This is a genomic window from Halococcoides cellulosivorans (assembly GCF_003058365.1).
Taxonomy (GTDB): Archaea; Halobacteriota; Halobacteria; order Halobacteriales; family Haloarculaceae; genus Halococcoides; species Halococcoides cellulosivorans.
The window spans coordinates 586,704-600,042 of record NZ_CP028858.1 but is presented as its reverse complement, the minus strand read 5'-3'; the positions used below and the strand labels follow the sequence as shown (position 1 = coordinate 600,042).

At 65.1% G+C, this 13,339-nt stretch carries 14 protein-coding genes; 9 read left to right on the top strand and 5 right to left on the bottom strand.

The window, feature by feature from the left end; genetic code table 11:
* Window positions 1–151 precede the first annotated feature (151 nt).
* The 4 genes from HARCEL1_RS02825 (at window position 152) to HARCEL1_RS02810 (ending at window position 2,625) form a co-directional block, all read left to right on the top strand.
* Entirely contained in the window at window positions 152–739 is a 588-nt protein-coding gene (locus HARCEL1_RS02825; RefSeq protein WP_108381091.1) for a hypothetical protein, read from the top strand.
* A gap of 56 nt (window positions 740–795) precedes the next feature.
* Entirely contained in the window at window positions 796–1,542 is a 747-nt protein-coding gene (locus HARCEL1_RS02820) for a hypothetical protein (RefSeq protein ID WP_159076992.1), read from the top strand.
* A gap of 155 nt (window positions 1,543–1,697) precedes the next feature.
* Complete coding sequence (locus HARCEL1_RS02815; protein ID WP_108381089.1) at window positions 1,698–2,309, top strand: hypothetical protein; 612 nt, start codon at window positions 1,698–1,700, stop codon at window positions 2,307–2,309.
* 118 nt (window positions 2,310–2,427) lie between these two features.
* On the top strand, window positions 2,428–2,625 hold the full coding sequence (locus tag HARCEL1_RS02810) for a hypothetical protein (protein WP_108381088.1): 198 nt from the start codon (window positions 2,428–2,430) through the stop codon (window positions 2,623–2,625).
* Between the two features lie 80 nt (window positions 2,626–2,705).
* Here the strand turns inward: HARCEL1_RS02810 and HARCEL1_RS02805 are convergent, their stop codons facing one another.
* Complete coding sequence (locus HARCEL1_RS02805; RefSeq protein WP_108381087.1) at window positions 2,706–3,134, bottom strand: DUF5807 family protein; 429 nt, start codon at window positions 3,132–3,134, stop codon at window positions 2,706–2,708.
* Window positions 3,135–3,277: 143 nt separating this feature from the next.
* Between HARCEL1_RS02805 and HARCEL1_RS02800 the strand changes: the two genes are divergently transcribed.
* Both HARCEL1_RS02800 and HARCEL1_RS02795 read left to right on the top strand, forming a co-directional pair.
* Complete coding sequence (locus tag HARCEL1_RS02800) at window positions 3,278–5,155, top strand: DHH family phosphoesterase (protein WP_108381086.1); 1,878 nt, start codon at window positions 3,278–3,280, stop codon at window positions 5,153–5,155.
* 40 nt (window positions 5,156–5,195) lie between these two features.
* Complete coding sequence (locus HARCEL1_RS02795) at window positions 5,196–5,729, top strand: HAD family hydrolase (RefSeq protein ID WP_108381085.1); 534 nt, start codon at window positions 5,196–5,198, stop codon at window positions 5,727–5,729.
* Window positions 5,730–5,731: 2 nt separating this feature from the next.
* Here the strand turns inward: HARCEL1_RS02795 and HARCEL1_RS02790 are convergent, their stop codons facing one another.
* Together HARCEL1_RS02790 and HARCEL1_RS02785 are read right to left on the bottom strand one after the other, a co-directional pair.
* Window positions 5,732–6,139, bottom strand: a complete 408-nt coding sequence (locus HARCEL1_RS02790; protein WP_108381084.1) for a hypothetical protein — start codon at window positions 6,137–6,139, stop codon at window positions 5,732–5,734.
* Window positions 6,140–6,226: 87 nt separating this feature from the next.
* A complete protein-coding gene (locus HARCEL1_RS02785) occupies window positions 6,227–6,448 on the bottom strand; it encodes a DUF5822 domain-containing protein (RefSeq protein WP_108381083.1) in 222 nt (73 codons plus the stop codon).
* Window positions 6,449–6,523: 75 nt separating this feature from the next.
* Here HARCEL1_RS02785 and panB point away from each other — a divergent pair, with 75 nt between their 5' ends.
* Window positions 6,524–7,303, top strand: a complete 780-nt coding sequence (gene panB, locus HARCEL1_RS02780; protein ID WP_108381082.1) for a 3-methyl-2-oxobutanoate hydroxymethyltransferase — start codon at window positions 6,524–6,526, stop codon at window positions 7,301–7,303.
* Between the two features lie 23 nt (window positions 7,304–7,326).
* On the opposite strand, the gene HARCEL1_RS02775 is transcribed toward panB, so the two are convergent.
* Both HARCEL1_RS02775 and dnaK read right to left on the bottom strand, forming a co-directional pair.
* Window positions 7,327–8,130 (bottom strand): aldo/keto reductase, encoded by an 804-nt coding sequence (locus HARCEL1_RS02775; protein ID WP_108381081.1) that lies wholly within the window; start codon window positions 8,128–8,130, stop codon window positions 7,327–7,329.
* A 64-nt stretch (window positions 8,131–8,194) separates the two neighbouring features.
* Entirely contained in the window at window positions 8,195–10,159 is a 1,965-nt protein-coding gene (dnaK, locus tag HARCEL1_RS02770) for a molecular chaperone DnaK (protein ID WP_108381080.1), read from the bottom strand.
* Window positions 10,160–10,763: 604 nt separating this feature from the next.
* On the opposite strand from dnaK, the gene HARCEL1_RS02765 reads away from it, so the two are divergent.
* Together HARCEL1_RS02765 and HARCEL1_RS02760 are read left to right on the top strand one after the other, a co-directional pair.
* Complete coding sequence (locus HARCEL1_RS02765; RefSeq protein WP_108381079.1) at window positions 10,764–12,749, top strand: cellulase family glycosylhydrolase; 1,986 nt, start codon at window positions 10,764–10,766, stop codon at window positions 12,747–12,749.
* An 82-nt stretch (window positions 12,750–12,831) separates the two neighbouring features.
* Window positions 12,832–13,338: a metal-dependent hydrolase gene (locus tag HARCEL1_RS02760; RefSeq protein ID WP_108381078.1), complete on the top strand. Its 507-nt coding sequence runs from the start codon at window positions 12,832–12,834 to the stop codon at window positions 13,336–13,338.
* Window position 13,339 lies beyond the last annotated feature (1 nt).

The window sequence follows — 13,339 nt, the reverse complement described above, 5'->3', positions numbered from 1 at the left end:
ACACGATGACGAGGATTGCGGCATTGAAGTATTTGATGAGAATGGAAAAAGGCACGTTATATCAGTATATTGGGATGGTAGTATAAATCAGCATGCTGTAGAGGAATATCCTAACAGTCCTTCAGACCGCACCTACGAAGAACAGAAGCTGATGACCCAGGTCGAGGAACGGGCCCGTCTGGCCGCCCAGCGCGAGTTCCCCGATGCGGACATCCTCGATCCACCGTGGATTCCCGAGGAACTCGAACGCGCGATCGACGCGATCAGAACGATGCAGGTTGACGACTTCGCCGACGCGTTCGAGGACTGTTATCGGTACGTCACGGATCCGGCGAGTGTGGAGGGTGTGAGCGCCGACGAGGCGGAGATGATCTTCCAGCCGTTTCTGATCGATCGGTCGAATACGGTCGTCGACGTTCCGACCCCGGTGATTCAGTATTACCCGCCGGGCAGCGACACCGGAGAGATGACGGCCCACGACCCGTCGTTCCGGGAGCGCCGACAGGATCCTGACCTGACGAAATTCGCGGTCGTTCTCCCGCCACTCGAATTCAAAAACGGTGCCTACGAGTTCCCCGACGGGTTCCAGGTGTTCGTCATCGAGCATCTGGCAGCGAAGGTTCGGGATGTCTTCCGCCACATCGGTGAGCGAGTACCGGAGGGGTACGACGAGATCGACGTCATGGGCCACGGTCTGACGGCCGACGATCCCGAGTACTACGACCAGCATTCGCCCTGAACGCACTCGGGCGCCGATCGGTACGCATTCCTCGATCCCGCGAGGTGGGTGAACTGATGGACCGGCCCAGTGACTGCCAGGGGACACGAACCGATTCGTCCCGGCAGCCAGTGGTCGATACCAGTCTCGTTCTGGCGGCGAACCTCGAACAGCCCGTTGCCGCGCTGGAAGCGAAGATCGACCGTCTCGCGAGTGAGGACGGGACCACGGTAACAGACGACGGTGAGGACCTCGAACCTGCAGCGGACCACGAAGCCGTTCGCGGTAGTGACGCCGAACCCGACTACGATGGCGTCTACACCGGCCCGTACGCCGAATCTCTCGATCCCGATGCGATGGACGAAGAGGAGTTCACAGACGCCTGGGACCGCATGAATTCCGAAGAGCGCGGCCGGTTCGTCAGCCAGCAGTTCGGCAGCCACGAAACGGGCAACGAATACCTGGAGGCGATATCGAACGATGCGGTCAAAGGCGCGATCAGCGGCGGGATCAGCGGATACAAAGAAGCGGGCAAGCACCCTGTCGGAAAGACCGGCACGATGGCGATGGTCACTGCCGGTGCCGTCATCGGGGCCGGGAAAGGCGGGTTCCAGGGCCTCGCTGGCAAAGGAGCGGAAGACACGACCAGCCGGATGAGCCGGGCGAAAAGCCTTCCCCGGTCGGTCGCCGGCTCGATCAAAAACCTCGGCTCCGAGGTGCGTGACGGCTGGACCGACTTCGAAATGAGCGAGGGCCTCACCGGGAAGGTCGGTGACTACGTCGGGATGGGTAACACCACCGACAGCCATGACAAATACGATTAACTATGGAAACCGGAATTTTGGGACACGACGAGGAAGATTGTGGTATTGAAGTATACGACCAAAGCGGACATAGGCACGTCATTTCTGTAGATTGGGGTGGGTCAATAGTACAACATGCAACAGAAGATTATCCAAACAATACGAATGATCGGACTTTGGAAGAACAAAAAATAATAACACAGGTCGCCCATCGCGCAAAACTCGCCGCCCAGCGCGAGTTCCCCGACGAGGACATCCTCGATCCGGAGTGGAACCCCGACCAACTCGCGCGGGCGATCGAGGCCCTCCGAACGATGGATATCGACGCCTTCACCGAGGAGTTCGAAACGTACTACCGCTACGTCACCGACACCGAGTCTGCGGCGGACGTCCCGATCGATCGCGTCGAGGGTGTCTACCAGCCGTTCCTCGTGACCGACGACAACGAGATCGACTACGTGCCCACGCCCGTCGTCCAGTACCAAGATTCGTCCGGCGAGACGACGATGACCCATCGCGAGTCGCGATTCGAAGCACTGGTCGACGAACCACAGTACACCAAATTCACCGCGACGCTGCCACCACTCGAATTCGACGACGGGGCGTACGAGTTCCCCGAGGGATTCCAGATCTTCCTCATAGAGCACTTCGCAGCGAAGATCCGTGACGTCTATCGCCACGTCGGTGAACGGCCGCCCGAACCGTACGACGAGGTGGACGTCGTCGGCAAGTTCCTCACCGCTGCCGACGACGAGTACTACCGGGACTTCATCGCGATGATCGAGTAGGCTCGCAGTCAACCACCGGGGAAGAACTGACTTATTTCATCCAGCCGATTCCCGACTATCCGGTGACTTTCGCGCCGACTCGAATCGTATCCCGAAGACCTCGACGTGACTGACGCCTATGACCGACTCCACTGATCTCGACGAGAAGATCGGGCGCAACCAGACCCAGCGGATCGAACAGATCGAACGCTGGGCCGAATACGTTCGGAGCCACCCCGACGAGGAGTGGGGGCGGCAAGTCAACACGCTCGTCGACGCGCAATTACAGTCCGCCCGGCACGCCCGCCAGGAAACCGAGCGAGCCGACGACACCTGACCGTGGTGTGTTCTGAACCGCGAGACGGTTCATGAATGCTGACAGCGTTCGATCGAGAACCGACACCGAGAGGGCACCCCTCACTCGATCAGCCACTTCTCACTGTACTCGACGCCACACGCACACTGGACGTAGGCGTGCATCACGTCACCCTCGGTGTAGATGCCCTCCGCGTCGTCGAGTTGTTCCTGGACGAACGCGAAGACGACGTGTGCGTCGTGGCCCTCATCGTCATCCTCCTCGCCCTCGGGACACGACCCCCCGGTCAGATCGGGATCCACCTGGCCGTCTCGATCGCCTGCCGAGCGGGCGAAACTCATCGGATCCTCACCGATCGCCTTCTCGAAGGCCGCCCGTCCGCGATCGCCCTCGACGACGAGCATCACGCCATCGTCGACGCGCTCGCCAAACGAGTCGATCGACCCCTGATCGGTGAACGTCTCGTCGGCCAGATAGATCCCGACGTGGGCCGGACAATCGCCCGCGAGGAACGCCTCGTGATCGCACATGGTCGCTCGGACGGCACGGATCCGGAAAAGCGACCCGCACTGCGGGCGCGAGGGGGCACTTCTGTCGGCCGACTCGGCGTCTACCCTGGGCCCGCGCCGCCGCTTCCAAAGCTTGAAACACCGAGACCACCGAGAGTTCGGACATGACTCCCGGAAATCGCGAGGTCGTCTACGACCTCGATCCACGCTGCCGAGAGGAGGCCCTCGAAGAGGGTGCGCTCTATCACGCGACCGTCAACGGTGTCGTGCCCTACGGCGTCTTCGTCGACGTCTCCGAACACGTCTCCGGACTCGTCCACGAGTCGAACCTGCTCGGTGAGTACGGCGTCGGTGACAAGGTCATCGTCGCCCTCGACGAGATCAAAGCGGACGGCGATCTGAGCTTCGTCGAACGCCGGCCCGGCGAGTACACCACCGAGGCGGTCGACCGGTCGGACGGCCCGGCCATCGAGGCCCTGCCCGACGCGGTCGGCGAGACCGTCACTCTCTCGGGCGAACTCGCTCAGATCAACCAGACCGGCGGGCCGACGATCTTCACGCTGCGCGACGGGACGGGCCTGATCCCGTGTGCGGCCTTCGAGGCGGCGGGCGTCCGCGCCTATCCCGACGTGTCGATCGAGGACCCCGTGCGGATCACCGGCCAACTCGAAGCCCGCGACGGAGGCCTCCAGATCGAGGTCGACGACCTCGAAGCGCTTTCGGGCAGCGAGGCCGAGGACTGTCACGACCGGGTCGCGAGTGCGATCGAAGAGCGGTCTGCCCCCGAGTCGGTCGACCCGCTGATCGACTGGCCGGCGATGGAGCCGCTGCTGGAGGATCTCGACGGCGTCGCGCGACGCCTCCGCCGAGCGGCACTGGAGGGTCGGCCGATCCGGATCCGTCATCACGCCGACGGCGACGGTATCTGTGCGGCGGTCCCGCTCGAACACGCCCTGGAGCAGTACCTCGACGCGGTGCATCTCGGCGGCGACCCCGCCCGGCATCGCCTCCAGCGCCTGCCCGCGAAAGCGCCCTATTACGAACTCGAAGACGTCACGCGCGATCTGAACTACGCGCTGGGCGCAAGCGAGCGCCACGGCCAGCAGTTGCCCCTGCTCGTGATGCTCGACAACGGATCGACCGCCGAGGACGTCCCCGCATACCGCAATCTCGCACACTACGACATCCCGATCGTCGTCATCGATCACCACCATCCCGATCCCGACGCCGTCGCGGACCTGCTCGACGCCCACGTCAACCCCTATCTTCACGACGAGGACTACCGCATCACGACGGGCATGCTCGCGGTCGAACTCGCGCGCTCGATCGCGCCCGCCCTGACGGGCGCGTTCGAACACGTCCCCGCGGTCGCCGGCCTGGCCGATCGCTCGGAGGCCGACGCGATGGACGACTACCTCGCACTGGCCGAAGACGGCGGCTACGCGGTCGAAGACCTCCAGCGCATCGGTGAGGCGCTCGATTACGCCACCCACTGGCTCAGATACGACGACGGCGGCCAGATCGTCCGGGACGCCCTCGACGTCGACTGTCCCGACGACGAGCGACACGCCGACCTCGTGCGCTTTCTCTCCGATCGCGCGCGGCGCGACGTCCAGCGCCAGGTCGACGCGGCCGAGCCCCACCTCGACCGGGAGGACCTCGCGAACGGCGCGCGGTGTGTCCAGTTGGACCTCGACGAGTTCGCCCACCGGTTTACCTACCCCGCACCGGGCAAGACCACCGGCGCGATCCACGACCGCGAGGTCGCCGACGCCGAGGGCCCGGTCATCACGATCGGCTACGGCCCCGATTTCGCCGTCCTCCGGAGTGACGGCGTCCGCCTCGACATCCCCGAGATGGTGACCGCACTCCAGGCAGAGACCGACGGCGGCGTCAGCGGTGGCGGGCACCTCGTCGTCGGTTCGATCCGGTTCGTCGAGGGGCGTCGCGAGGCCGTGCTCTCGGCGTTGATCGACAAGATGGCCGACGCCGACATCGACGAAGCACTGTCGAGTTCGGCCGTCCTGCCCGACGCCGAGTAGCCGCCCGAACGACTTTTCGAGTGGCGGTCTCAGTGCAGGTATGACCAATCGGACAGCCGTCGTCTACGATCTCGACGGGACACTCGTCCGCCTCGCGGTCGACTGGGCGGCGGCCGGCCGCGCGGTCGCCACGGCGCTCGACGACGAGGGTGTCGCGACCGACGGCGACCTCTGGACGATGGTGGACCGCGCCCGATCGGAAGGCCTCACGGAGCCCGTCGAGCGGGCGCTCGCCAGGCACGAAGAGCCCGGCGCTCGCAATTCGGAACGTCTCCCGCTGGCCGATGGCGTCCCACGTGATCGACCGGTCGGTGTCTGCTCGCTCAACGGCGAGCGCGCTGCACAGATTGCCCTCGACGAACACGAGTTGAGCGATCGGGTCGACGCCGTCGTCGGTCGCGATACGCTCGACAGCCAGAAACCCCACCCCGAACCGCTCCTCCTCGCGATCGATCGGTTGGGGGTCGACCCCGAGGACGCTATTTTCGTCGGTGACTCCGCGAGCGACGAGCAGACGGCCCATCGCGCGGGCGTCGCGTTCGCGTGGGCGAGTGAGTTCGACGGGCTTGACTGACCTCAGGCAGCGAGTGGGTCCCGTCGCATCGCCACCAGCGTGGCGCCAAGGATCGCCAGTACGCCAAGCCCGAGGCTAAGAAAGACGACAGTAAGGGAATCGAAGCCTCGAACGGGGATCGACACCGCGACCCAGACCACGACCCACCCGGAGAGGAGAGTCGCGACGAGAGCCCCGACCTCGGGATCTGGCCACGAAAGGGATCGTGATATCAGTCGTTTCCCGATGTAAGTGCCTGCAACAGCGATGGGAAACGCCAGTAGCTGAGCCAGCGGGAGGGAGTTGCCCGGCGAATCGATCAATGCAGTGGCGAATGGCACGAAAACCAACCCGATTGCCAGTCCGATCACGACCGTCCCGATGACGAACGGCGTCCGCCGTAACGCCACGATCGAACCTGAATCGGCCATACTGTCGTCTGCGCTGGACAGCCAGTTGTGCGTTCTGGTGTGAGTGCCCCAGTCTCGGGTCCTCCGTGATGAATTGAGAGGGTCTGCTCACGCGCCGCCGGATCGACGTGCCCACCAGTCGTACGCGAGCGTCCCGATCGAAATCGCGACCCAGACCATCGCCCCGGCCTGAATCGCGAACGTCGAGCGTGCTTCCCACGTGGGCAACTCACTCGCGAGGCTCGCGATCGCGATCAGCGGCGCACCGAGGAGAATCGAGAGGACGAACGTCGTCTGGAGGATCCAGGCGTAGTCGGGACCCGAAGCCATGGCGATCGATCGCAGGCGGGGCACCTGACCCTGTCGCTCCACAACGGCTTTGCCCGTCGGCCTGCCAGACCGACTATGACGACCGTCCGGGAGATCCGCACCTGGGACGCCGATCGCCCGATCGCCATGCTGACGGCCTACGACGCCACGACCGCCGCGCTCGTCGAGCGCGCGGGCGTCGACCTCATCCTGGTGGGCGACAGCGTCGCGAACGTCCGTCTCGGCCACGACTCGACGCTGCCTGTCGATCAAGCGGCGATGGAACACCACGTCGCGGCGGTCGCTCGCGGCGTCGAATCGGTCCCCGTGATCGCGGACATGCCCTTCCTCTCGATCGGGGCCGACCGGGGTGACAGCGTCGAACACTGCGGGCGGATGCTCAAGGAGGCGGGCGCCGACGCCGTGAAGATCGAATCCGGGCCACACACCGTCGATCTCACCGAGCGACTCGTCCAACTCGGCATCCCCGTGATGGCCCACCTCGGGTTGACCCCCCAGCGCGTCAAGGAACTCGGCGGGTACCGCCAGCAAGGCCAGAGCGACGAAGACGCGGCCGAAATCCGGGACCTCGCGGTCGCGCACGCCGACGCGGGTGCGTTCGCGGTCGTCCTCGAACACGTGCCGAGTGATCTCGCCCGTGAGGTCACCGAGCGCATCGACGTGCCGACGATCGGGATCGGTGCCGGACCGCACACCACGGGCCAGGTGCTGGTCGTCGACGACGCCGTCGGATTGAGCGACGAGCAGCCACCGTTCGCGGAGGCGTTCGGTGACCTGCGCGCCGAGTTCGAAGATGCCCTCGACGGCTACGTCGAGGCTGTCCAGTCTGGGGCGTTCCCGCCGGGCGAGGACTGACGCCCGCGAGACAGAGACCCGCGCTACTGATTCCAGGGCGCGACGTCGAAATCGAGTTTGCGTTCCTCGCGATCGATCCCATCGATTCGTTCGAGGGCATCGCTGTCCAGATCGAGATCGAGACTCGCGAGGTTGTCCTCGATGTGCTCACGAGAGGTCGCTTTCGGGATCGGGGTGACGTTCTCCAGGCTCAGATGCCACGCCAGCGTGACCTGTGCCGGTGAGACACCGTACTCCTCGGCAATCTCGTGGATCGTCGGATCGTCGAGGACGTCACCGCGGGCGAGCGGCGAGTAGGCGACGACGTGGTAGTCGTGCGCGCGGGCGTGCTCGCGGACGGCGTCCTGGGTGAGCCAGGGGTGTAACTCGACCTGGTTGGCGAACAGTGGCGCGTCGAGTTCGTCGAGCGCGCGATCGACGTTGAACGGCTCGAAATTCGAGACGCCGACGCGATCGATCAGGCCTCGATCGCGGAGCTCGTCGTACGCGGCGAGCGTCTCCTCTGGCTCGTAATCGCCGGTCGGCCAGTGGACGTAACACAGATCGAGCGATTCGACGCCGAGTCGGTCGAGTGAGCCCTCGACGGTGTCGATCACGCCGTCGTAGGAGAGACTGGTCGAGGCGGCGTGGACTTTCGAGGCAAGAAAGATCTCCTCGCGGTCGAGATCGGCGCGAGCGATGCCCTCGCCCACCCATTCCTCGTTGCCGTAGATTTCGGCGGTGTCGACGTGGCGATAGCCCGCGTCGAGAGCCATGCGGACGCTCTCGGCACACTGTTCGGGGTCCTCGTTCTCCCAGGTCCCGAGTCCAATCGGCGGTAGCTCCATGCACCGCGTTCGACGGCGAGCGAAAAGGGCCTGTCGTCAGCGATCGCCGCGCAACGGGTCGGCCCTATTCCCCGTCGGCTTCGGTCTCGCCGTCGTCGTCGCCCTCGACGTCGACGTCCTCGAAGTCGGCCTCAACGTACTCCTCGCCCTGCTCGGCGGCCTCGCTCGCCCCACCGGGGCCCGCACCGCCCGGACCGGCGGTCGCGCCGGGGCCAGCGCCGCCCATGCCGCCAGGACCCGCCGCGCCGCCCGGACCCGCTCCGGCGCCAGCCCCGCCCGCGTCGGCGGCCTGCTGGTGGATCTGCTTGCCGATCTCCTGGAGTGCCTCGGTCAGGTCTTCGGTCGCCTCCTCGTAGTCGGCCGTGGTGGCGTCCTCGTCGTCGAGGACGGCCTCGACGGCCTCGATCTCGGCCTCGATGTCGCTTTCGAGGGCCTCGTCGATGGCGTCTTCGTTCTCTTCGAGCAGCGTTTCGGCGCGACGGATCGAGGCCTCGGCCTCGTTGCGCGCCTCGATGCGCTCGCGGCGTTTCTGGTCCTCTTCGGCGTGTTCCTCGGCCTCTTCTTGCATCTGTTCGATCTCGTCGTCCGAGAGGCCGACGCCGCCCTCGATGGTGATCTCTTCGGAGGTGCCCGAGCCCTGATCTTTGGCGCTGACGTTGACGATGCCGTCCTCGTCGATCGAGAAGGTGACCTCGATCTGGGGGGTCCCGGCGGGCGCGGGCGGGATGCCCTGGAGCATGAACGCACCCAGCAGTTCGTTCTCCTCGGCGATCTCACGCTCTCCCTGGAAGACACGGATCTGCACCGACGTCTGATTGGCGGCGGCGGTCGTGAAGACCTTCGACTCCTCGGTCGGGATCGTGGTGTTCTTGTCGATCAGGCGCTCGAACAGGCCGCCTTTGACCTCGACGCCGAGGCTGAGCGGCGTGACGTCCAGGAGGACGATGTCCTCGACGTCGCCCGCGAGCACGCCCGCCTGGATCGCCGCGCCGAGCGCGACGGCCTCGTCGGGGTTGACGTTCTTCTGGGGGTCCTGGCCGACGAGCTCCTCGACTTTCTGCTGGACCTGGGGCATCCGGGTCGATCCGCCGACGAGGATGACCTCGTCGATGTCGCTGTCGGAGTAGCCCGCGTCGTCGAGGGCCTGCTCGGTCGGGCCGACCGTCCGCTCGATGAGGTCTTCGGTCATGCCCTCGAAGGTCGCGCGCGTGAGATCTTCTTCGAGGTGGACCGGACCGTCGTCGGTCGCGGTGATGTAGGGCAGGTTGATCGTGGTCTCCTTGCGACTGGAGAGTTCGATCTTGGCCTCTTCGGCGGCCTCGGTCAGTCGCTGCATCGCCTCGCGGTCGTCCGAGAGGTCGATCCCGTGTTCCTCGCGTGCGCGTTCGAGGAGCCAGTCGATGATCGCCTCGTCCCAGTCGTCGCCACCCAGGTCGTTGTCGCCGTTGGTCGCGACGACCTCGTAGACCCCACCGCCGAGATCGAGAATCGAGACGTCGAACGTGCCGCCACCGAGGTCGTAGACGAGCACGGTCTGATCGGAGTCGTCGTCGAGGCCGTACGCCATGCTCGCGGCCGTCGGCTCGTTGACGATGCGCTCGACTTCGAAGCCAGCGATCTCGCCGGCGTCTTTCGTGGCCTGGCGCTGACGGTCGTTGAAGTACGCCGGGACGGTGATGACCGCCTTCTCGACGTCCTCTCCGAGGTACTCCTCGGCGTCGCGTTTGATCTTCTGGAGGATCATCGCGGAGACCTGCTCGGGCGTGTACTCCTCTCCGTCGAGGTCGACGGTGTAGTCGTCCTCGCCCATGTGGCGTTTGATCGAACCGACGGTCTCCTCGGGGTTCTTGATCGCCTGATTTTTCGCGGGCTTGCCGACCAGCTGTTCGCCGTCGTCGAACGCGACGACCGACGGTGTCGTCCGGTCGCCCTCGCCGTTGACGATGATCTCCGGGTCGCCACCCTCCATGATCGCGACGGCGCTGTTCGTCGTCCCGAGGTCGATGCCGAGAATGGTTTCTGTCGCCATGTTACTCGGATCTACCGACCTGAGTGTCTTAAAGGTTGCTCACTCGATCGAACCAGGATCGCTCTCCCGCCCGTATCCGGTCCGTTCGGGGCTCACAGCACCGAGTGACCGACATTTATATATCGTCCCGCATTGTCACCGCTCGATCGGCGCCTCGGTCACCAGTCGGAGTCCGTTCCGTACGTTGATGTTTCGACCCGCGCGAGGGCGTCCTATCGGCGTCATCGGCCGTTAGAAGGTGTCTAAGGCCCTCTACCCCGACGATAGCGATCAGATCGTGCGTTCGTTCCACGTGGTCCGCCACCGAAAATCTAAATAAGGATCGGGAAGAAATTATACTACGGCTGGGAGAGGCCACCACGGCAAGACATGGTACGATCGATCACGGCCCTGGGGGGCAGGGACCCCGGTCGGTCCCACGCGGGTGTCAGCACACGGGGGGACGAACACAGTGTTTCGGACCCGAGAAGTCGATGCCACGCGATCACCGGGGAGTGTCGACGCGCGCTCGGCCGGGCGGACGCCGGGCCGGCGGCCCGTTCGGTCTCGACACCCGGGGCCTGGATCGATCCAGTGGAGTGCCATCCAGCCTGTGGACTTTAGCATGAGTAAATCAAACACACCGACCGACGACTCGAAGCGTAGTGCGGACATGACAGCCTCGCGGCGGAACGTGCTCAAAGGCGCTGGTGCGGCGGCAGCCACCGGCGTCGTGGGCTCGTCGCTGCTGGGCACGGCATCGGGGGCACCGGTCGACTCGCTCGACCACCTCTCGACGAAAGGCAACAAGATCGTCGACGAGTCCGGCAACCCGGTCCAGCTCAACGGGGTCAACCTGATCGACCCGCTGCGCGCCAACCGGCAGTGGCGTGGCAAGAACATCGAGGAGATGTTCTCGCTGGCCACCAACGCGGACTGGAAGCACAACATGGTGCGCCTGCCGACGCAGCCGCAGGACATCGCCGCGCGGATCAACCGCGGCCCCAACGAAACCCAGACGGAATCGATGATCCCCCACGGGGACAACTGGGGTCCGATCAAGCCGGGCACGTTCTCGCAGAGCACGCTGCAGGACTATCTGACCGACTTCGTCGACCCGCTCGTCAACGCCGCCAGGGAGGCCAACGCGTATGTCCTGATCGACATGCACACCCACATCCCGGTGTTCCACCAGAAGCAGTTCGCGGAGAAGGTCCACCGTGGTGTCGACTACTGGCAGGGCGACAACGAGTACGGTGACGAGTGGTGTGGCCCGAGCAGCGAGTACAACTGGGACTGGGACGAGGGCATGTGTGGCCACCGTGGCTACCTCTGGAACGGCCCGGACCAGATCGAGGACATCAAGTCGATTCCGCACAACCAGAACAAAATGAACGACCCCGACACCGAGGATCCGTGGTTCGATCCGTGGGCCGGGGCCGACGGCGGCGAGGACCTCGTCGGAAACGAGATCAGCATGTTCTGGGAGACCGTCGCTGACCACTACGGTGGCGACTCCGACGACCACGTCGTCTTCGACATCTTCAACGAGCCGACGGGGCCGTACTTCGGTGACTGGGGCGAACCCGGCCGGACGCCCTCCGGCGACGACGGGTACGACTCGGGGACCGCCGACGTCACCGACGAAGAGAACGGCAAGCCCTACTGGGAACTGTTCATGGAGCGGTCGAAGCCGTGGATCAACACGGTCGCAGAGAACGCCCCCGAACGGTTCATGACGATCGGCAACCCGCGCTGGTCGCAGTGGACCTACTGGGCCTCGGAGCTGACCTACAACGGTGTCAACGGCACCGACTCCATGAGCGGCATGGACAGCGGCGCCAACAACATCGGCTACACCGCCCACTCCTACGTCCAGGAAGGACTCCGTCCGCTCTCGAAGTACTTCGGGACGCCCTCGTGGAAGGTCCCGGTCATGTACAGCGAGTTCGGGTGGGAAGCCGGCGGCGGTCCCGACTGGTTCACCCACCTCGGCGGCACGACTGCCGTCTGGGGCGACGGCGACGAGAGCGCCATCGATGAGTGGGGCCGACCCGAAGGCAAGCCCGACCCCAAGGAACTCGGAGAGAACGAGAAAGAGATGATGAACCACTTCGGGATGGGTGGCGAGGACTACCCCCCGAAAGAGGACTACGTCGGCTACCGTGAGTTCTTCGAGAACCACCCCGTCCACCCGTTCGCGTGGTGTTTCGACCACACGTGGGCGCCGCGCTTCTTCAGCGACGAGCAGGTCAGCAACGGCAACTGGGAGCTCAACGACCGCGCGGACACGCCCGGTGTCTGGTGGCAGGAGTACGTCAACGACCACGGCGAGGACGCACCGCCGGGTGGCGACAACACCTGGGAGGACATCTCGGGTGCGCAGTGGCCAACGGGCGACGACGGTAGCACCGGCGGATTCGGTGCCGACGCGACCGACCCCGACGGTGACGGCCTCTACGAGGACGTCAACGGCAACGGGAAGATCGACTTCCCCGACGTGAACTCGCTGTTCCAGAACACCAGCGAAACGAGCGACGCGAAGTTCGACTTCGACGGCGACGGTGACGTCGACATGCAGGACGTCCTCGCGCTGTTCGAGATGGTCTGACGCGCACGACCAGCACAGTCGAGTCGTCGTTCGTCTTTTCTGCCGTCGACAGCTTTTCCCGATTCACTCACCGAACAGCGGTATGTGGCCATGGGGACATCTCGCCGTCGCGTACCTCGCGCTCGCGGGATTCGAGTGGCATCGCGATCGTGAGCCGACGATCGGAGTGACGGCAGTCGCACTCGTGGGCAGCCAACTGCCGGACCTGATCGACAAGCCGCTCGCGTGGACACTGGACGTCCTCCCCGTCGGGCGATCGCTCGCGCACTCGGTGGTCGTGCTCGCGCCGCTGATCGCCGTCGTCGCGATACTCGCCGGGCGTCGCCACCGACGCGTGGTCGTCGCCGGCACGCTCGGAATCGGGTCGCATCTCGGGGCGGACGGGCTTGGAGGGATTCTCGCGGGCGAATTCGGTGAGTTGAGCTATCTGGGGTGGCCCCTGCTCGACCCGCCGACGTACACGGTCGACCAGTCGTTTCTGGCCCACCTCCTCGCGATGGAGTTGACCCCGCTGTTCGTGCTTCAGGGCCTGCTGGTCGCCGTCGCGCTCGCGGTCTGGGCGCACTCTCGGCGCGAAGGCCTCGGGTGAC